This window comes from Elusimicrobiota bacterium (assembly GCA_026388095.1).
In the GTDB taxonomy this organism is placed as follows: domain Bacteria; phylum Elusimicrobiota; class Elusimicrobia; order UBA1565; family UBA9628; genus UBA9628.
Genome location: JAPLKL010000067.1, coordinates 1 through 18,300 on the forward strand (window position 1 = coordinate 1; position 18,300 = coordinate 18,300).

At 65.7% G+C, this 18,300-nt stretch carries 17 protein-coding genes and 2 tRNA genes; 6 read left to right on the top strand and 13 right to left on the bottom strand.

Features of this window, described 5'->3' with window-relative positions; translation table 11 throughout:
• The 4 genes from NTY77_16510 to NTY77_16525 form a co-directional block, all read right to left on the bottom strand.
• Window positions 1–246: GTP-binding protein (locus NTY77_16510; protein ID MCX5797096.1), on the bottom strand; the 246-nt coding region annotated here is incomplete at its 3' end.
• 66 nt (window positions 247–312) lie between these two features.
• Window positions 313–385 (bottom strand) — tRNA-Thr (locus tag NTY77_16515).
• 8 nt (window positions 386–393) lie between these two features.
• Window positions 394–467 (bottom strand) — tRNA-Gly (locus NTY77_16520).
• A gap of 103 nt (window positions 468–570) precedes the next feature.
• Complete coding sequence (locus tag NTY77_16525) at window positions 571–1,017, bottom strand: nucleoside deaminase (protein MCX5797097.1); 447 nt, start codon at window positions 1,015–1,017, stop codon at window positions 571–573.
• A 60-nt stretch (window positions 1,018–1,077) separates the two neighbouring features.
• Here NTY77_16525 and NTY77_16530 point away from each other — a divergent pair, with 60 nt between their 5' ends.
• Together NTY77_16530 and NTY77_16535 are read left to right on the top strand one after the other, a co-directional pair.
• A complete protein-coding gene (locus NTY77_16530; protein MCX5797098.1) occupies window positions 1,078–1,311 on the top strand; it encodes a hypothetical protein in 234 nt (77 codons plus the stop codon).
• 3 nt (window positions 1,312–1,314) lie between these two features.
• Window positions 1,315–1,830, top strand: coding sequence for a hypothetical protein (locus tag NTY77_16535; GenBank protein ID MCX5797099.1), 516 nt, complete (start codon window positions 1,315–1,317; stop codon window positions 1,828–1,830).
• A gap of 139 nt (window positions 1,831–1,969) precedes the next feature.
• Here the strand turns inward: NTY77_16535 and NTY77_16540 are convergent, their stop codons facing one another.
• Window positions 1,970–2,470, bottom strand: coding sequence for a rubrerythrin family protein (locus NTY77_16540; GenBank protein ID MCX5797100.1), 501 nt, complete (start codon window positions 2,468–2,470; stop codon window positions 1,970–1,972).
• Window positions 2,471–2,602: 132 nt separating this feature from the next.
• On the opposite strand from NTY77_16540, the gene NTY77_16545 reads away from it, so the two are divergent.
• Entirely contained in the window at window positions 2,603–3,817 is a 1,215-nt protein-coding gene (locus tag NTY77_16545; protein MCX5797101.1) for an adenosine deaminase family protein, read from the top strand.
• On the opposite strand, the gene NTY77_16550 is transcribed toward NTY77_16545, so the two are convergent.
• Both NTY77_16550 and NTY77_16555 read right to left on the bottom strand, forming a co-directional pair.
• The gene (locus NTY77_16550) at window positions 3,818–4,582 is read right to left on the bottom strand and encodes a glycoside hydrolase family 75 protein (protein ID MCX5797102.1); all 765 of its coding nucleotides are present in this window, start codon (window positions 4,580–4,582) and stop codon (window positions 3,818–3,820) included.
• A gap of 57 nt (window positions 4,583–4,639) precedes the next feature.
• Window positions 4,640–6,121 carry a hypothetical protein gene (locus tag NTY77_16555; GenBank protein MCX5797103.1) on the bottom strand — a complete coding sequence of 494 codons (1,482 nt, stop codon included), beginning with the start codon at window positions 6,119–6,121 and terminating at the stop codon, window positions 4,640–4,642.
• A gap of 82 nt (window positions 6,122–6,203) precedes the next feature.
• Here NTY77_16555 and lepB point away from each other — a divergent pair, with 82 nt between their 5' ends.
• Both lepB and NTY77_16565 read left to right on the top strand, forming a co-directional pair.
• Window positions 6,204–6,716, top strand: a complete 513-nt coding sequence (lepB, locus tag NTY77_16560) for a signal peptidase I (protein MCX5797104.1) — start codon at window positions 6,204–6,206, stop codon at window positions 6,714–6,716.
• 11 nt (window positions 6,717–6,727) lie between these two features.
• Window positions 6,728–7,537, top strand: a complete 810-nt coding sequence (locus NTY77_16565; GenBank protein ID MCX5797105.1) for a hypothetical protein — start codon at window positions 6,728–6,730, stop codon at window positions 7,535–7,537.
• Here NTY77_16565 and NTY77_16570 read toward each other — a convergent pair.
• The 4 genes from NTY77_16570 to NTY77_16585 all read right to left on the bottom strand — a co-directional run bounded on the left by NTY77_16570 (window position 7,534) and on the right by NTY77_16585 (window position 12,810).
• Window positions 7,534–8,805 (bottom strand): BamA/TamA family outer membrane protein, encoded by a 1,272-nt coding sequence (locus tag NTY77_16570; protein ID MCX5797106.1) that lies wholly within the window; start codon window positions 8,803–8,805, stop codon window positions 7,534–7,536. The two genes, NTY77_16565 and NTY77_16570, sit on opposite strands and share 4 nt — an antisense overlap.
• 151 nt (window positions 8,806–8,956) lie before the next feature.
• The gene (locus NTY77_16575; GenBank protein MCX5797107.1) at window positions 8,957–11,293 is read right to left on the bottom strand and encodes a VIT and VWA domain-containing protein; all 2,337 of its coding nucleotides are present in this window, start codon (window positions 11,291–11,293) and stop codon (window positions 8,957–8,959) included.
• Window positions 11,294–12,007: 714 nt separating this feature from the next.
• Entirely contained in the window at window positions 12,008–12,358 is a 351-nt protein-coding gene (locus tag NTY77_16580) for a hypothetical protein (GenBank protein ID MCX5797108.1), read from the bottom strand.
• Window positions 12,355–12,810, bottom strand: coding sequence for a type II toxin-antitoxin system RelE/ParE family toxin (locus NTY77_16585; GenBank protein MCX5797109.1), 456 nt, complete (start codon window positions 12,808–12,810; stop codon window positions 12,355–12,357). The genes NTY77_16580 and NTY77_16585 overlap by 4 nt, the downstream gene beginning before the upstream one ends.
• 219 nt (window positions 12,811–13,029) lie before the next feature.
• Between NTY77_16585 and NTY77_16590 the strand changes: the two genes are divergently transcribed.
• Window positions 13,030–16,308 carry a caspase family protein gene (locus NTY77_16590; GenBank protein MCX5797110.1) on the top strand — a complete coding sequence of 1,093 codons (3,279 nt, stop codon included), beginning with the start codon at window positions 13,030–13,032 and terminating at the stop codon, window positions 16,306–16,308.
• Between the two features lie 104 nt (window positions 16,309–16,412).
• On the opposite strand, the gene NTY77_16595 is transcribed toward NTY77_16590, so the two are convergent.
• Entirely contained in the window at window positions 16,413–17,063 is a 651-nt protein-coding gene (locus tag NTY77_16595) for a phosphatase PAP2-related protein (GenBank protein MCX5797111.1), read from the bottom strand.
• Complete coding sequence (locus NTY77_16600; GenBank protein MCX5797112.1) at window positions 17,060–18,274, bottom strand: lysophospholipid acyltransferase family protein; 1,215 nt, start codon at window positions 18,272–18,274, stop codon at window positions 17,060–17,062. The genes NTY77_16595 and NTY77_16600 overlap by 4 nt, the downstream gene beginning before the upstream one ends.
• Between the last annotated feature and the right edge of the window lie 26 nt (window positions 18,275–18,300).

An 18,300-nucleotide genomic window follows, 5' to 3' on the forward strand; every position in this document is an offset into this window, starting at 1 on the left:
GCAGTCCACGTGCGCGTAGTGCCGCTTGTCCGTCTGGTACTCCGCGTGGTGCACGTTGATCGTCACGCCCCGCGCCTTCTCTTCCGGAGCGTTGTCGATCTCGTCGTAGCGCTTGGCCGTCGCCAAGCCCTTCTTGGAGAGGTAGAGGGTGATCGCCGCGGTCAGGGTCGTCTTGCCGTGGTCCACGTGCCCGATCGTCCCGATGTTGACGTGCGGCTTGGTGCGCTCGAATTTCGCCTTGGCCATGTTCGATCTCTCCTTGACATTATGCGCTGACTGTCCGTCCTGAGGCGGCGTATTCTAACATAAACCAGCTGGGGATGGGAATCGAACCCACGACCTTCTCCTTACCATGGAGATGCTCTACCAACTGAGCTACCCCAGCATCTGAACTGGAGCGGGCGATGGGAATCGAACCCACGTAACGAGCTTGGAAAACTCGTGTTCTACCATTGAACTACGCCCGCGTCCCAGCCCGCCGACCCATAAGCATTCCGCTCTTGTGCCGGAAAATCTCGGGGATTTGCGGCGGCGGGACCTGGATAATATAGCGATTTTTCCTAAAAGGTGTCAAACCCCTATGTCTTCGTTCCATAACTCCGGGCGGCGGCGTATGAAATCCGCCATCAGCTCGCGGCACTCGGCCAGGTCGAGGTTGACCAGACGGGTGAAGCGGCGCGAGTAGCTCTCCGGGCCCTTGAAGGTCCGGTTCTCGCCGATGACCACGCGGGGGATCTTGTAGAGGAGGATGGCGCCGGTGCACATGGCGCAGGGCGAGAGCGTCGAGTAGAGCGTGCAGCGCCGGTAGTCGCGGGCCTTGAGCCGGCCGGCGTTCTCCAGGCAGTCCATCTCCGCGTGCAGGATGGCCGACTTCTTCTGCACCCGGCGGTTGTGGCCGCGGCCTATGACGCGGCCGCCCTTGACCAGGACCGCTCCAATGGGGATGCCGCCTTCGCGCAGGCCCTGGCGGGCCTCTCGGATGGCGGCTTTCATGAACTTGAGATCGTCCTTGCGCATGGGGCCTCCGTGGTCGAGGGATGATACCAAATCTCCCTGAAAAGAGTTATCATCACCGGCATGAGTCCATCAACGCAGTCGGCCCTGTCCGGCCTCCTGGGGGCGGCTCTAGCGGTGGCGGGGGTGCTCTACGCCCAGCGCGTCCTGCGGGAGAACAAAGAGAACTGGGCGCGGGCGCATCAGGAGCAGCAGGCTCCGGCGCAGCCCGCCCCGGCGGCGCAGGCACAGCCCGCCCCACCGCCGCAGGCGCAGCCGGCCCCCGCGCCGCAGGCGCAGCAGCCTCAGTCGCCCTGACCTATGTCGCGGCTCTGGCCGTGGGCGCCGCTGCTGCTCTGCCTGGCGCTGACCGCCTGCCCCTACGGCGCTCCGGTCCCGCTCGGAGCGCCCGAGGCCGGGAAGATCGACGGGCGGCTGCTGGGGCGCTGGGTCCAGGTCCATGAGCAGGAGGTCGGCTTCGCCGAGTTCGAGTTCTTCGCCTTCAACGACCACGAGTATGTCGTGGAGATGCGCAGCCACGAGCCCTATAAGCCCGAAGAGGCGGCCCACTACCGGGTCTTCTCATCGGAGGTGGGGGGGAAGAGCTTCCTGAACTGCCGGGACCTCGGCGAGAAGGAGTCCTACAACCTCGCGGTCTACGAGTTCCCGGCCCCGGACAGCGTGACCTTCTCCTTCGTCAAGGACGACGCGATGAAGCCGGCGGGCGAGGTCAAGACCTCCAAGGCCCTGCGGCGCTTCGTGGCCGAGCACATCGCGGACAAAGGCTTCTTCGAGCCCGGCTTCACCTTCAAGAAAGCCGAGCCGGCCCGCAAGTAGTTCCGGTCACGCCATAGGCGTGACCGGAACCCAGCGCCGACACTCCGGTCGGCGCTGATCCGTTGTCGGCTGAGCGGGTTCTGCCGCCCGCTGCGCGGGCGGTTGCGGGCGAGCGGAGCTCGCCCGCTCGGGGGACGGACTAATCCATCCGGCGGAACTTCTCCGGCGGCAGGCCGCAGACCCGGCACTTGCCAGCGGGCTTGCCCAGCTCCAGGTGGCCGCAGACCGGACAAAGGTAGATCTCAACCTGGTCGAGGTCCTTGCCCCCTTGCACGGCCTGCAGGGCCTTCCGGTAGAGGCCGGCGTGGACTTCCTCGACCTGGAGCGCCCAGTTGAACATGGTCTTGGCCTTGTGGCCGTCCTTCTGGGCCTGGGCCAGCATGGGCGGGTACATCTCGGTGAACTCGTAGGTCTCTCCCTGCACCGCGGCCTTGAGGTTGTCGGCGGTCGGGCCGATGGCGTCCATGGCCGCGAGATGTCCCAGCGCGTGGATGGTCTCGGCCTCGGCCGCGGCCCGGAACAGCTTGGCCACCTGCGGGAAACCGTCCTTCTCGGCCTTCTGGCCGAAGGCGAGGTACTTGCGGTTGGCCTGACTCTCGCCTGCGAAAGCGGTCTTGAGGTTCTCTCTCGTGTCGGTCATCACTGGCATCGTTCGCCTCCTATCCTAAGACGACGGCCATTATAGCCTTTTTGACCGTCTCCCCTCGGTTGGAAAAATTTCGTAGGATAGGAGTCCTCTGGAGGCCATACCCTGAAGACCACACATCCCGCGATGAAAGACCGGATCACCACCGAGTTCATCCGCCGCATCCCCAAGTCCGATCTGCACCTGCACCTCGACGGCTCCCTGCGCCTCAAGACCCTCATCGAGCTGGCCCGCCAGGAGAGAGTGAAGCTGCCTTCCACCAGCGAAGCCGGGCTGCGCAAGCTCGTCTTCAAGGACTCCTACCGCGACCTCCTGGAGTACCTCCACGGCTTCGCCTACACCTGCGCGGTCCTGCGCCGGCCCGAGAACCTCGAGCGCGTGGCGCGGGAACTCGTGGAGGACAACGCGGCCGAGGGCGTGCGCTACATCGAGGTCCGCTTCGCCCCCCAGCTGCACGTCTGCGACGGGATGAGCGCAGGCGACGCCGTGCGGGCCGTGGCCAAGGGGCTCTGGGCCGGCGCCAAGGCCCACAACCGGCGGGCCGCCGTGCGTTCCGGCGCCGACCTGCCGTTCCATTACGGCATCATCGTCTGCGGCATGCGCAAGTTCAAGAAGGGCATGTCCCCGTATTTCGCGAGCCTGCTGAGCCTCATGGAGTACGCGGACAAGGACGACGTCTACGCCGCGGCCTCCTTGGAGCTGGCGCGCTCGGCCGTGGCTTGGGCGCGGGAAGGCATGCCGGTCGTGGGCTTCGACCTGGCCGGAGAGGAGGCGGGCTACCCGCCCGAGGACCATCGGGAGGCCTACCAGTACGCGCACGACCACTTCATCCGCAAGACCGTCCACGCGGGCGAGGCCTACGGCCCGGAGTCCATCTGGCAGGCCATAACCCAGTGCCACGCCAACCGCATCGGGCACGGGACCTTCCTCTTCGCCCACGAGATGATCAAGGCCTCGGACATCCCCGACCACCGCCGCTACGTCGAGGACCTGGCCAGCTATATCGCCAGCCAGCGCATCGGCATCGAGGCCTGCGTCACCAGCAACCTGCAGACCACGCCGACCATCAAGACCATCGCGGCCCACCCCATCAAGACCATGATCGACTACGGCCTTTCGGTCAGCATCTGCACGGACAACCGCCTGGTCTCCAACACCACGGTGTCGCGCGAGCTGGAGCTGGTGACCCGCGCCGTGGGGCTCTCGCGCCACCAGCTGCGCAACCTGGTCATCGCGGGCTTCAAGGGCAGCTTCTTCCCGGGCTCCTACAACGCCAAGCGCGAGTTCGTGGCCTCGGTCGTCGCGCACTACCGCCGCATCGAGACCGAGCTCCTCGGCTGATCAGAGGGAGGCGAGCCGGGTGTCGGAGGGGCCGGCCAAAGCGGCCTTGAGCGCCCGGGGTCCGGAGTAGCTCCGGCCCGAGCCGGGATAGAAGGAGTAGGTCACGCCGCCGGACACGCCGCCGCTGGTGCCGCTGGCCGGGATGCCCAGGCTCTCGGCCAAGGCGACCGAGCCTTCCCCGAAGCGCGGCCCGCAGTCGCCGACCACGGCCATGACGCGGCGGCCGCCGTATTCGACCTCCACCAGGTCTCCCAGCAGGCTTTGGTGCCGCTTGGGCACCACGACATAGGGTATCTCCGCCGGGTTCAGGGAGCTTCCGTCGCTGTAGCGCAGGGAGGTGCGGGCCTGCCGATAGGGGTCGTTGTGGATGCGCGGATCATAATTCGCGGTCTTGCCGTCCGTGTCGATGGCCATGCCCGCGCGGACCACCATGGGCTTGCCGGCCACGGCCGGGGCCAGGGCCTGGCGGGCGGAGCCGTCGAAGCGCACCCGGCCCTCCTGCACGCCGCGCAGATCGGCGTCGGGCGAGGAGCCGTCGGCGGGCCCGATGGCGGCCAGCTCCCGGGCTCCGGCCATGAGCCCGGCCGCGGCGGGGGAGAGCTGGGGCTGCTGGGGCGAGCCGAAGCGGGCGGGCGCCGGGGCGGAGAGGCCCGCGGCCGAGACGGCGCTGCCGTCCGCGCCGCAGGACGGGTCGCAGCCGCACAGCCCTCCGGCCAAGACCGACCAGCCGAGCAGGACCGCGATCCCCCGCCAAGAGCGCTTCATGGGAATAGTGTAGGCCTCTGGGCCCAATCGCGCCTGGAGAATAGGTCCCGGCAGGGCCTAGGACTTTCGACCTAGGCCCTGCAGGAGCCGGTCCAAAGACCGGATCCGGGGCCGGCCAGCCATGAGAGCCACGGCGCGGGCGAAGAGCGGCAGCGGGTCGGGCGGCTCCGGGCAGCCCTCCTGGGGCGGCAGGAGCGCGGCTACGGCCCGGGCCTCCTCGTCGTCCTCGGCCAGGCCCCTGCGGTTGGTGGAGAGCCGGCGCGCCAAGCGCCACAGGACCGCGGTCTGGGGATGAGCGAAGCGCCAGGGCAGCTCCTCCTGGTCCGCGGCCACGACGCAGCCGGAGTTGTAGGAGCGGTCGTCGTGCCGGCGCAGCACGAGCCCGTCTGCCTCGGCCAGGGCCGTGATCGGGCGCCCCGGGAAGAGCTGGAGGCGGCTGCCCAAAGCCGAGCCGTGGTGGATGAGCGGGCAGCGCCCGATGGCGCGCAGGTTGACGCGCAGGTCGGCCGGCGTGGTCCAGGGCGTGAAGAGGATGGTGCTCAGATGCCGGGACGGGTAGCGGAAATGGCGGGGCCAGCGGCGGCTCAGCTCGGCGATGAGCCGCACGGCTTCGTGGACCTGGGCCGCGGAGATGCCTTTGTTGAGGCGCCGGTTCTCGGCGGGCGAGAAGTTCTCCACGCCCATGCCGTAGAGCCGCAGGGAGAGACCCCGGGCGGCCAGGCGGGGCAGGCAGCGCTCCAGCGCGGCTCGCGCGGCCAGGAACTCGTCTATGCGCGGCATGAAGCCGAGCTCGGCTGCGCGCACGCCCTGCCGCGACAGGGCGCAGGCGAGCTTCTCCAGACGCCGCCAGAGCTCGTGGCCGACGAAGACGAAGCGCCGCTCCAGGCCCGCGGGGAGACGCGCCCGGCAGGCGGCCGCGGCTTCGCGCGCGGCGAAAGCGACCGGGTCGCGCGCGAAGGGCTGTTCCGGAAGGCAGCCGGCGAAGCAGAAGGAACAGCCCATGTGCCGCAACGGCAGGCTCAGACCGCGGTAGAGGGGGAGGCCGGCCAGGCGCTTGCGGTAGGAGCAGCGCAGACCGGCCACCACGCGGATGGGCGGCGCGGCGGCCCAGGGCGCGGCGTTGATGACCCGGCGCGCGAAGCCCGGCCGGACGCGGTCCGCCAGATAGGGGTCGTCGAGGCCGGGCCCCTCGGCGCCGAGGTGTTCCTTGACGAACCGGCCCAAGGCTGAGAGGTCCTCATCCAGCGGGCAGTAGACCAGGCGCGCGCCGCCGGCGCCGAGCTCGGTCCACTGGCCGTCGCGCAGGCGCTCGTTGAGCACGACGATATCGGGCTTGCGCCGCCGCAGCTCGGCGCGCAAGAGCTTCAGGTCGCCGGGCTCCAAGGCGTAGCTCAGGGTGGGGTCGTAGCGCACGCCCAGCGCGATCCAGGAGGCGCGCCAGCCCAAGGGTCGGGCCAAGCCCATGAGGAACGGGTAGGAGCTGGCGCGGAAATGGCGGTCCGCCTCGTCGGGGACCAGCTCCACGAGCAGCAGGCTCATGGGTTTGCGGGCTGGGCCGGGCATATGAGGGCTAGGATAACAAATTGCAGGCTTGCGCACCGTCTGGTATCATTGTCCCTAGGTGAAGCTCCCCAGGCTGTTGTTTTTGGTCAGCGTGGCCGTGTCCATCGCGCTGGCCCTGCGCATCTGGGTCTGCGAGTCCATCTTCGTGGCTTCGGGCTCCATGGAACCGACTCTGCTCGTGGGCACGCACCTCGTCGTCGAGAAGGTCACCCTGCGCCTGCGGCCGCCGCGGCGGGGAGACATCGTCGTCTTCCACTCTCCGACCGGGGAGAGCCTGGACCTGGACAAGAGGGTGATCGCTTTGCCCGGGGAGACCGTGGAACTGCGCGCCAAGACGGTCTATGTCGGCGGCCGCGAGCTTCCGGAGCCTTATGTCGAGCACAAGCGGGCCGGGGAGCGGCTTCTGGGCGACAACCTGGGACCGCTGCTCGTGCCGCCGGGCGAGATTTTCGTGCTCGGCGACAACCGCGACGAGTCCTACGACGCCACCGTGTGGAAGGACGCCGCCGGCAAGCCCATCTATTTCATCCCCATCGCAGGGCTCCAGGGGCTGGTGCGGGGAGTCTACTAAAGGAGGGGTCCATGACAGACAAGACGCGCGCGGCGGCGGCGGTCCTGTTGCTGCTTTCGGGCTGGGGGGCCGGGGCCCGCGCCGAGACCTTCATAATGAAGAGCGGGAGCCGCTTCGAGGGCAGGCTCCTGTCCGCCACCACCGATTACCTTGGAGTCTCGGTCCAGGGCCGCGCGCTCGACATCCGCCGGGACAGCATCCGGCGCATCGACTACGAGCCGGACTGGGACGGGCGCTCCGTGCGTCTGGGCGAGCGCGTCATCAAGGCGGGCTTCGGCGGGGCCTTGCCCCTGACCAGCTACGGCTTCAAGCGCGTGGCCAACGGCGGCTCGGCCGCGGACGTCGAGTTCCTCGTCCACTGCAAGCCCGAATGGGACCTGGGCCTGCGCCTCGACAGCATGGGCTTCACCAAGGCCCGGCCGCAGAGCGCGACGCTCGACGGCACGGCCCAGGTCCAGGCCTCGGTCCTGCTCTTGGAGGGCCGCTGGCTGCCCCGGCCCGGCCGCCGGGTCAGCCCGTTCTTGGTGGGGGGCCTCGGGGCCAATGTCTATTCCGAGGAGATCGAGATGACGCCCAAGGCGGGCTCGGTCTGGAGCGACACGGGCACGCGGGAGATGCGCGAGATCGACGAGACTTCGACCGGGCTGGCGGTCATGCTGGGCGGCGGCGTGCAGGTGCTGCTCTCCCGCAGCTACGTCGCGGATTTCGAGGCCGGCTGGCACTACTGGACGATCGCTGGGGCCAAGTTCGGCAACTCCATCCAGTCCTCCAGCCAGGTCCAGGCCGTATCCCTTCTGGCGCGGCTGGGCTGGCGGTTCTAGAAGGGGTAGTCGATGCCCATGTAGACCGCGGGGCCCTCGCGGCTGACGCCGGTCTCCACGCGGCCGACCACGGTCGGCTTGACCACGGCCCGGAACGCCGCCCCCACCACCGGCTCGAGGTGCTTGACCTCCAGCCGGTCCGGGCTGGGGAAGACCGTCCCCACGTCCACGAACGGGGCGACCTGGAACTCGGTCACGGCGTTGACCACGCTGAGCCGGTGGAAGGTGAAGCGCTCCTCGATGTTGCCGAAGACCGAGCCCCGGTCCTGGAAGCGTCCCTCCGGGTAGCCGCGCAAAGAGCGCGGCCCGCCCAAGGAGGCCAGCGCGGTGAAGGGGATGGCGCGCCCGTCCGAGTATTCCCCCTGTAAGTGGAAGGCCGTACCGTGCCCGTCCGAGTGCGGCAGATAGAGCCGCCATTGGCCCCCATAGCGCTGGAAGGAGGAGTCGCTGCCCAGGGCCTGCCGGGAGAATTCCGTGAAGAGCTCGGCGAAGCTGCCCTGGCTCGGCGTGGAGCCCAGGTCCCGGGTGTCGCGCGAAAAGGTCAAGCGGGGCATGGAGTAGCCGGCGGTCTCCAGGCGGGCCGGGTCGAAGGCGGCCGGCGCGGCCACGGTGCCGGGCAAGGTCTCGGCGCGGCGGAACCGCCAGCCGGCGCTGGCTTCCAGGCCGTGGCGGAACTTCACCCCGAAGTCGGCCTGCGCCAAGCCTTCCTTGAGCCGGTAGCTCGACTCCCCGCTCTTGGGGCTCGCCGGCCCGACGCCGAAGAAGCGGGGCGTGCCGTCCTCCTCCAGGTTGGTGTCGACCCGGATGAGGCAGCGGTCGCCCAGGAAGGCGCGGTCCTCGTAGCGCAGGGCGGCGCGGCCGTTGACCTTCTGCGCCTTCTGCAGCACGGCGCGGAAGTTGGCGTCGGCCGAGGGGTACCAGTAGTAGGTGCCCAGGAAGGCCGGCCCGAAGAGCTGGTTGTAATTCACCATGGGCGCGATGATGTGCTCGACCTCGTGGCGGGGGTTGGTCAGGATGGCGACCGGCAGGACCCCGTAGGTCACCCCGGAGTTGGGGTTGGCCGAGATGGCGGGCAGGAAGACCAGCCCCACGGGGCCGTCCATGTGGGTGAACACGCGCGCCGCGCCTTTGAGGAAGCGGTCGACGGGGCCCCCCTCGGCCGTGGATGGGGACGACGGCGGCATGCGGGGTTGGGCGGACGCGGCGGCGGGACTCAGCAGCAGCGCGGCCGCGAGCAGGGCGGTTGCGAGGCGTGCGGAGCGCTCCATGGCCGGAAGGATATCATAAAGGCCTGGACCGGAGCAGGATGTAGTCTTGCCCAATCCAACGGAACCGGCGCCCCCGGTTCACCCCCAACGACACGCCGGCCCCCCTCGTAGGGGGGCCGACTGACTCGGCACCCTGCGGGTGCCGAGTCCTTTACTGCGGCGCCACCTCGTAGAGAGTGTCGCCGTCCATGACCTTGAGGCTGCTCCCCAGGGCGAGATAGCGCGCCAAGGCCGGCTTGCGGGACAGCAGGTCGAAGTATTCCGGGCTGAGGTAGACGACGCGCACGGTCTTGGGCGCGGCGCCTTCGCGCAGTTCGTAGTCGCCGTCCACCCAGGTCTGGCCGCGCTTGTAGAAGGTCTTGCCCGCGATGGTGCGGGTCTGCGTCGCCCGGGACCCCTGCCGGCCCATATCCTGGCGGACGGCGGCCTCCTGCTCGGCCATCATGTCCATGGGCGCGGCGGCCGCGCCGGAGATCATGGCCATAGACGAGCCCGACAGGGCGCCGAGGAAGCGGGAAGCGGACTGCGCCTTGCGGGCCACGCCGGCGCCTCCGGAGAAGCCGCTGGACGCCGCGTCCAGGGCCATGCCGCGCACGGCCGAGACGGCCGCGGCCTGGATCGCGGGCATGTTCTGGCCCTCCTCCGCGATGAGGTAGGAGGTGTAGGGCGTGACGATGCCGTATTTCTTGGCGAGCTTGACGATGGAGGCGATGGTCTCCTGGTCGGCAGCGCCGGAGAGGCGCATCGCGTCGAGCTCGTGGGCCACCTTCATGCCGGCCCAGAGCTTGGGCAAAAAGGCCCGGTCGGCCGTCGCGGGGAGCTCGACCGGGAACACGAAGCGCGCGGCCCGGCCGGCCATGCGGCCGGTCACGACCAGGGACCCCTTGCCATGGTCGCGGTAGCGTCCCATGAGAACGAGCTCGGAGCCGTAGAACAGGTCGGTGACCGGCCGCGGGTAAAGCTCCTTGACCTCGAGGCCCTGCCAGTCGACGCGCACGTCGGTCAAAGCCGGCTTGGCCACCTTCTGGTAGAGTCCGGAGACCTTGCCCTCGATGTCCTCCCCCGGGGCCACGTAGTCGCGGCTGCCGCGGTTGTCCGCGGCGAGCTTGTCGAGGAGCAGGGTGTTGACGTCCGAGCCCACGCCGAAGGCGAAGAGCCGGGCGTTGAGGGAGGCGTTGCGCTCGTGGGCGCGGCGCAGGAGCTCGTTGACGTCCGTGGCGCCCACGGTGGGCAGGCCGTCGGTGATGAAGAAGACCATGGGGAGGCGGCCTTCGCCGCGGCGCAGGAACTTGAAGGTCTCCTCCAGGGCGCCTTCGATGTTGGTGCTGCCGGCGGCCGAGATGCCTTCCACGTAGCGCTTGGCGCGGGCCTTGTTGGCGGCGCTGGCCGCGACGAGGCCGGTCGCGAAGGTGTTGGCGTCGGTGGCGAAGTCGACCACGGCGAAGCGGTCCTCGGCCGAGAGGCGGCCGATGCAGTAGGACAGGGCCTTGCGGGCCTGGCCCATCTTGCCGTCGTCTTCCATGCTGCCGGAGCGGTCGAGGACGAAGACGATGTCCTTGGGCGTGGCCGCGCCCTGGGCCTGCAGGCGGGGCGAGAGGTTGAGCATGAAGAAGCCGTCCTCGCCGTCCTCCTTGTAAGCCAGGAGGCTGGCGGCCAGGGGGTCGGAGCGCATGGAGAAGAAGAGGTCGAGGTCCGCGGCGGGATGCTGGGAGCTCTCTTCATAGGAGACTTCGGCCTGCCGGTCCCCGATGCGGCGGATCTGCGCGCCGGAGAGGGGGGTGTAGAGGGTGCGCAGGGGGGCGGTGGTGCTGAGCTTGAGGCGCACCGAGGCGCGGCCGGCCTGGCCTTGCAGCATGCGGGCGGACTTGACCGGGATGTTGAGCGAGACGAGCTCGCCGCTCTTGTGCAGGAGCTGGGTCAGGCCGATGTGCACGCTGATGTCGCCGCTGGGCTCGATGGGGAAGACTTTGGCGCGCAGGAGGCGCTCGCCGACCAGCTCCAGGAGCGCGGGGTCGCGCATGCGGTTGACGATGCCTTGGTAGATGGCGGAGGCTTTGTCTGATTCCAGGAGCTCGCCGTTCATCTTGTGGCCGTTGACGGTCATCGTAAAGCCGCTGAGGACGGTGTCGGCCGGGATGGGGATGAGGAGCACGCCTTCGAGCCTTTGCTGGGTGGGATTATGGAAGGTGATGTCGAAGGAGAGGTCCGCGGTCTGGTCGGCCACGGTTCCGTCCACTCGGTAGCCGGAGAAGGTCATGACCGTGCCTTCTGGCTGGGGCAGGGGCTGGGGCTGCGGGACCGGCGTCGGGGTGGGATGCGGCGGCCGGGGGACGGGCCTGAAAATGGGCGGGAGGGGTCGGATGGGCATGCCGGGCAAGAACATCCGCAGGCCGTTCTGGGAGCCCATGGGCCAGGCCACGAGCTGTTGGGCCGAGGCCGGGGCGAGGCTGGCGAGGATGAGGCCGAGGGTCAGTGCGAGGGTCTTCATGGCGTCCTCCTTGACGGGCATGGGGATGGGACACCGGGGGTGGGAAAAGGTTCCAGGGGGTTGCTTGTCCCCGGGATATGTCGTTGAGGATATATTCACCCCCAGCGCTGCTGGCATATGCACTTCACTCAGTCACCCAATCCGGGAATTTACGATGCCCGTTGCGAGAGGTATTGATCCGAGGGCGCCGACCACGGTCCCCGTCATCTTTATTCGACGAATAAGCCTGGTCCGATGGTGATCGATGCGCATGTGCCGCGTCGGTTGCATCCGACAAGCGCCTGATGGAGGAGCGCCTCTCCTGCAAGTACGAATGAGGCGCAATTGAGCGTCATGCGAGGGCAGATGGTCCTACGTTTTTCAGAAAATAACGCTGAAAATATCGGTGCTATTCACATCGCGCGCGCGATATGAATAACGCTGTAAAATAAAGAACAATTTTTAAAAATGTGAGGAAAACGGGAGGCCGTCGAGGAAATCAGAAGGCTGGCGAAGCAGACAGAAGGCGGCCCAGACCAGCTCACCGTCGGAAGAAACAAAAGGGATTCCATTGAAGTTAAACTGGCGGCATATGCGCTTGAGCCGCTCAATCCGAGTCAATCCGAGAATCTGCCAAGTGAAGCCTCGTCCGAGGGTGAGCAATGTGCATATGCCGCCAGCGCCAAAGGTGAATATATTTTTGAAGGTATATCCGGGTCTGAGCGTTGGGCCGATTTAGCGCGCGGCGCTCGCCGCTTGGCCCAAGGCGACGAGTCGGGCCACCTTGGCAAGGAGTTCGTCTGGCACCAACAAGAGGTGGCAATGGAGGGCGCGGGCTTGGTCTTGGATGGAGGAGAGTCTGGGATCGTGGCGTGAGCTTTCCATCCTTGCCACATGGGGCTGTTTGGCTCGGAGGGTTTTGGCGAGGCTCTTCTGGGAGAGCCATCTTCTGCGGCGCATGATGGAGAGCTGGGTGGCAAGGGGGAGTTGGGCGAACTGCTCGGCGTGGGCCTTGGCCAATGCGGGCTTGTCCTTGAGGACTTGCTGGAGGTGCTCGTCAAAACCGCTCTGTGTCACCTTTCTCATGATCCTATCCTTCGCATGCGTTTGCGGGCGAGCCGGATATCATCCAGTGGGGTCTTGGCGCTCGTCTTCTCCAGGGCATGGAGGAGCCAAGCGCAGCCTTTGTCCACGCAGAAGAAGACTCGATATCGGATGCCCTCGAAGAGCCGCTTGAGTTCCCATAACCCTTGGCCAAGAGGCCGGATGGTGATCCGTTTCGACCGAAGCCCTTCTGCTCCCAGTATCTCGAGGTCCAGGGCCAGCTTGAGAAATGCGGCTGGGCGTTGTTCGACCAGGCTGTCGAGATATTCCCGCACCGGGCCGGAGCTTCCGTCTGGATAGTATTTCGTCTTTAGGAAGCTCATCTGTAATATAACAGATAAGTTATTTATTATCAAGTGCCCTGGCCTTGGGTTTTGGTCCGGGCGCATGACCGACCCCACTCTATATACGATCAAAGCCTTGAAAAGTTCCAAGGGGAATGGGTGGCGTGTTATGCGGCCCGGCCTGGACGGCCCTTGCCGAATAGGTGGGCCCTTCTGTCCATTGCTTTGCGAAGGCGGGAGAACTATAATTCCGATGGACGGCGCTTTATGCCGTCAATGTTATACTGACCAACAGAATCACACGTAGGGCAATGTCGAAAAACAGAACAGCTAGACTGCACCGCCGGTAATCATCAGCCGCGTCGCTTTATGAAGCCTATGAGGACAAGAACCACGAACTGTTGGCTCGGCCTTCTGCTGTTGCCAGCGCTGATTCCGACGGTGTGGTCCCAGGCATTCGGCAAGCAGTCGGGCCTGCAGCTCGAACTCCAGACGGGGCATACGGCTCACGCCACCTCCGCAGCCATCACGTCGGACGGGAAGTATCTCATCAGCGCGAGCGACGACGAGACCGCAAAACTGTGGGAACTTTCCACGGGGATACTGATTCGGACCTTCCGGGGGCAGGGCTCCGGGATAAGAGCCATGGCAGTGAACGCCGATTGCGACAACCTGGCAACGGGGGACCAGGCCGGGAATGTTGTGTTGTGGAATCTCTCCACGGGGCGACGCATGGGGACTTACCGTACCCATAATGAATGGGTGACTTTCCTCGCGCTGAACTCGGATTGCAGGCGTTTCGTCGCGGGCGGATTGGACAACACCGTCAAATCATGGGACCTATCCTTAGGAAAAGAGCTCAGATCTTTCGGACCATTCGCCAGCCCTGCCTTCTATGCCACTGACCGCTATCTGCTGACAATAGCGGCCCGTAGGGGTGACCACCAAGACATTTACACCTTGTGGAATACGGCTACTGGGGAGTCGGTCCGGACTTTCCAGGGCAGCGGGCTGGCGTCCGCCATCGCGATGAGTTCCGATGAGAAACTGATGGTGACGGGTCGCGGCGATGGGACAGCCATACTGTGGGATATGAGGACGGGGAAACGAATCAGGGATTTCAAAGGACATGCCGATCCGGTCTTGGCGGTCGCAATATCCCCGGATAATAGGCGCTTGGTCGCAGGGGGGGACGGCGGGGCCGTCCAGTCATGGGATCTCGCCACAGGCAAGGAGATTGCTATTTTCAGGGGCAGAGCGCCTGTGCGCGCCCTTGCCGTGACCCCAGACAGCAGATACCTGGCCGTAGTCTCTTTTGACCAGGCCGTCAAGCTCTGGGATTTGACGTCTGGAGAAGAAGTCCGGACGTTCACCGGCCACGCATTTCAAGCAGGCTCCATCGCCATGACGCGCGATGGGAAATATCTCGTGACCGGCGGTTCCGGCGGTTCCGAAGGCGTTGCCAAGCTTTGGGATCTGTCGACAGGGCAGGAAATCAGGACCTACCCTGCCCAGAAAGTCACCTCCATAGCCATAACGCCGGATGGAGAGTACCTGGTCACGGGCAGCTATGATTGCACGGCCAGGCTTTGGAGTCTGGTGGGAGGGCAGGAAATCAGGGTATTCCGGGGACATCACGCCGGCGTGACCTCGGTCGCCATCACCCCTGATGGGAAACAATTGGTTACCGGCGGCGAGGACCATGCGGCCAAGCTTTGGGATCTGGCGACCGGACAGGAAGTCCGTACTTATATTAGTGAAGATCTGGTGAGACCATCCGTCGCCGTAACGCCCGATGGGAAGCGCCTCATCGCGGGCGGCCTTTCGGGCGCCAACATATGGGACATCGCCACCGGCAGGGTGGAGCGCGACTTCGGCAGGCTGGGGGCGGTCTCATTGGCTGTGAGTCCCAATGGCAGATATCTTGCGGTCGGCAGATATTCGAGCCACAACAGCGCTCAGTGGCTGGATATCGCTACGGGTGAGGTGATAAGGACATTCGATACCGGGAAGGCCTCGTGGTCGGTCGCTGTGACCCCTGACGGGGAGAGAATGGTCACGGCCAGTGATGACACTAATGCCTATCTCTGGGACCTGCGGACAGGAGCGAAGATCCGGTCGTTCATAGGACACAGCGACCGGCTCTTGGCAGTGGCGGTAACCCCGGACGGGAAACGCGTGGTCACGGGCAGCGCCGATGGATCTTTGCGGATCTGGGATATCGAAACCGGTGAGAATCTGGCCCTCGTGAGCTCGGCTTCAAGCGACGATTGGATCATGTACACCCCTGACGGATATTTCGATGGCTCAAAGAATGCGGGGGACTTGGTCAAGATGGTCAAAGGGCTGACCGCCTACGGAGTGGATCAGTTCGCCACGAGGCTCAACCGCCCAGACGTCGTCCTCGCCAGATTGAAGCTGGGTGACCAAGGGCTGCTTCAGCATTATCTCGCGCAGCACGAGAGGCGCCTGAAGAGGTTGGGAATCCCCTACGATCTTCCGGCGGGCGACTTTCAGGCCCCTGACGCGAAGATCCTGGGCAGCAAGCAGACCGGCAAGTTCCTGCAGATCAGATTCAAGCTGCACGATGCAACGTCCCGGATCAAGAAATACAACATCTACGCGAATGACGTCCCGCTTTTTGGCGCTTACGGCAAGGATGTCGATGGCAAAGACATCGCTCGGACGGAAAGGATCGAGCTGGCGAGCGGGCGCAACAAGCTGGAGGTCTCGTGCTTGACCGCTGACGGGGTGGAGTGTCTGAGGGCTTTGACCTTCGCTGATTATAGAGAGCAGGTCGGCGGCGACCTCTACTATATTGGCTTCGGCGTATCCGACTATGCGAACGAGGCGCTCAATCTGAAGTACGCGCATAGAGATGCGCTCGACCTTGCGGATGCCTTCGTCAAGATGAAAGGGAAGTCTTTCAAGAACGTCTATGCCAAGAGCTTTGTGAACAGAGAAGCCACGGTCCAGAACATCAAAGGAGCCAGGAAACTGCTGGAGAAAGCTGGAGTCGACGACACCGTCGTCATGTTCATTTCCGGGCACGGGATCCATGATCATGATGCGGCCGCAACGTACTACTTCGCCACCCATGACGCGGATCTCCGGGACTTGTCGCGAACGGCCGCCAGCTTCGAGCTGCTGGAGAGCATCATGCAGGGGATCTCGCCTCGCAAGAAGTTCTTTCTCATGGACACCTGCGAATCTGGGGAGGTGGAGGAGAAGGCCGCGAATCAACAATATGCTCAGGCCAGGAGCCGGGGGTTGCGCCCCAGAACGATCAAGGATATCCGGGTGCGAAGTGACGGAGGCCGGTTCTCTCCGCGGCCGTTCCTGCTCCAGAAGAATCGGTATATCTATAATGATCTGCTGCGCCGATCCGGAGCGATCGTGTTCTCTTCCAGTCAGGGAGGGGAATTTTCTTTTGAGCGGGATGACCTTCAGAACGGGATATTCACGAAGGCGCTTCTCTCGGGCCTTTCAAGCGGCGCCGCTGACGGGGACGGGGATGGGACCATCTCGACCGATGAGTTGCGCGAATATGTGATTGCAGAGGTGGATAGGGTGAGTGGAGGGATGCAGCATCCGACGGTCGATCGGGACAACATCTACCAGAAGATTACATTTCCGCTGATCAGGTGACCGTGCCAAGTCACCCGGTGGAGCCAGTGGTAAGGGCCATTGAACAACAGGTACATCTTCGTCATTCGTTTGGCTGCCGATGGAAGAGGGGACTCGTGTCCGCCTCAGCCCTTGATCAGGCGGGAAAACGCCCCGTCCACCCATAGCGCCGCCGGCTGGCTGGCCGACCACACCCACAGCGCCACCACCGCGCCCGTGAACACATCCAGCGTGTAGTGCGCGCGCAGGACCAAGACCGCGGCTATCTCGAAAGCCGCCACGAGCAGAACGACGCCATCGAGCCAGACATAACCCAGAGAGTGCAGGACCAGAGCGCCCAAGACCGCGATGGCCGTATGCCCTGAGAAGAACAGGTCGTTGGACACCCCGTAGGTCACCAAGAAGGACGGGACTCCCGGGTCGCGCCAGATCATCCCTTTGGGCGGCGGCAGGGAAGTCGTGGCCTGGCACAACTGGCGCAAGGAGAAGATTATCAGGAGAGCGATCAACGGCCGAACGCTCGGCCCGAAGATCGAGTAAAGGATGGTCGTTGCCCCAAGCAGGTCTATGCCCAAAGAACTCGCGATGAGCAAAGCATCCGCCGCTTTCGGGTTCCGAGCCAGCGCCGCGTTCCAGGACTCGGTCCAGACATGCACTTGGTCTCCGACCGCGCCCGGCGCGCCGGAGCGCCTCCCGATCAGCCGCTGGGTCCAGAACCACAATCCCAAAGCCCCGACCATCGACACCCCGCGCAGAGCGGCCAGCGGGACCGTCATGAAGACCACCCCGTGCCCGCGGGGATGGCCGCGCCGCGGCCCAGGTCGGAGAGCATCCCCTCCAAAGCCTCGCGCAAAGACCCGGTCAGCGGGTCAGGAGAGCCGCCCTTCTCAGCCGGCACCTCGATCGCGGGCCCCACGCGCACCCGCACCGAAAGCGGACCGTGGACGGCGCAGGCGTCGGTCAGGTCCTCCTCGAAACGCTCCAGAGTCTCGATGATCCTCTCCGCGGTCGGCCGCCGCGCCACATAATCGGGAGGATACAGGCAAAGCTGCTGGGCCAGGTAAAGGTCGGCGAGTTGACCCCACCGCCGGGCCCGCTCCGCTTCGTCTATGGAGCCCTCGGCCATCTCCGGCAGGATGGCCGAGCGCAAGGCCCGCACCCGGTTGGGCACATCCGCGTCCTTCTTGGCTACTGTCCACTCGGCTTCCAGGGGAGCCAGGATCGCGTCTATGAGCCGGGCCTGCCGTTCTTCCAAGGCGCCCGGCTGCGGAGCCTTCAGATACTCCAGCTCCTTGAGCGCCAGGAGCGCTTCTCCCACCGCGATGATCCGCTCGCGCAAAGAGGCGTTCGCCTTCCTCGACCAGGTCAGCCGCGCCTCGATGCCGCTCAACATCTCATCGGCGGTCTTGAGCAGGTCGCCGCCGTAGTCGTAGCGCAGCGCGACCGGATGGATCACGATCCGGCGCCCGCTCTTCTCCCCCTGGCGCGCCGCCGAGCGCGCCATGAAGGCCACCCCGTCGTTGAGGCGCTGGAGCTGCTCGTTGGCGCGCGAGACGAGGCCTTCCGGGAAGACGATCAGCGGCCCGCGCGCGTCGCGCAGGATCGCGATCGCCTCCTTGAGCGAGGCGGAGTCCAGCCCCTCGCGGTACACGCTGAACGCTCCCAGCCGCGGCAGCAGCCACGCCATGACGCGCCCCTGCATGAACAGATGCCAGCTCGCCATGATGAACAGCTTGCGCCCCAGCTCGCCGTTGAGCAGCCCCATGACCATCGGGTCGCACGGCCGGCAGTGGTTGGGCGCCAGCAGGACCCCGTGCCCCGCGTCAAGCGACGCGCGCAGATGCTCCAGCCCCTCGAAAGTAATCTTCTCCAAACCGTGCTGGCGCCGCAGTAGCGGCCGCAGGATCGGCTGGAAGACTTTGGGCCAGAGCGGATTGTGGTTCGGAGGGACGAACTTGTACGGCTTGTCGATGATGATGTTCTGCATGGGCGGTCATCCCGGCTCCGGGTATT

Bases quoted from the DNA above. Each gene is read 5' to 3' on its own strand.
- NTY77_16525 (MCX5797097.1), bottom strand. From the start codon at position 1,017: ATGCGCAAGGACGATCTCAAGTTCATGAAAGCCGCCATCCGAGAGGCC.
- NTY77_16530 (MCX5797098.1), top strand. From the start codon at position 1,078: ATGAGTCCATCAACGCAGTCGGCCCTGTCCGGCCTCCTGGGGGCGGCT.
- NTY77_16535 (MCX5797099.1), top strand. From the start codon at position 1,315: ATGTCGCGGCTCTGGCCGTGGGCGCCGCTGCTGCTCTGCCTGGCGCTG.
- NTY77_16540 (MCX5797100.1), bottom strand. From the start codon at position 2,470: ATGACCGACACGAGAGAGAACCTCAAGACCGCTTTCGCAGGCGAGAGT.
- NTY77_16545 (MCX5797101.1), top strand. From the start codon at position 2,603: ATGAAAGACCGGATCACCACCGAGTTCATCCGCCGCATCCCCAAGTCC.
- NTY77_16550 (MCX5797102.1), bottom strand. From the start codon at position 4,582: ATGAAGCGCTCTTGGCGGGGGATCGCGGTCCTGCTCGGCTGGTCGGTC.
- NTY77_16555 (MCX5797103.1), bottom strand. From the start codon at position 6,121: ATGAGCCTGCTGCTCGTGGAGCTGGTCCCCGACGAGGCGGACCGCCAT.
- NTY77_16565 (MCX5797105.1), top strand. From the start codon at position 6,728: ATGACAGACAAGACGCGCGCGGCGGCGGCGGTCCTGTTGCTGCTTTCG.
- NTY77_16570 (MCX5797106.1), bottom strand. From the start codon at position 8,805: ATGGAGCGCTCCGCACGCCTCGCAACCGCCCTGCTCGCGGCCGCGCTG.
- NTY77_16575 (MCX5797107.1), bottom strand. From the start codon at position 11,293: ATGAAGACCCTCGCACTGACCCTCGGCCTCATCCTCGCCAGCCTCGCC.
- NTY77_16580 (MCX5797108.1), bottom strand. From the start codon at position 12,358: ATGAGAAAGGTGACACAGAGCGGTTTTGACGAGCACCTCCAGCAAGTC.
- NTY77_16590 (MCX5797110.1), top strand. From the start codon at position 13,030: ATGAAGCCTATGAGGACAAGAACCACGAACTGTTGGCTCGGCCTTCTG.
- NTY77_16595 (MCX5797111.1), bottom strand. From the start codon at position 17,063: ATGACGGTCCCGCTGGCCGCTCTGCGCGGGGTGTCGATGGTCGGGGCT.
- NTY77_16600 (MCX5797112.1), bottom strand. From the start codon at position 18,274: ATGCAGAACATCATCATCGACAAGCCGTACAAGTTCGTCCCTCCGAAC.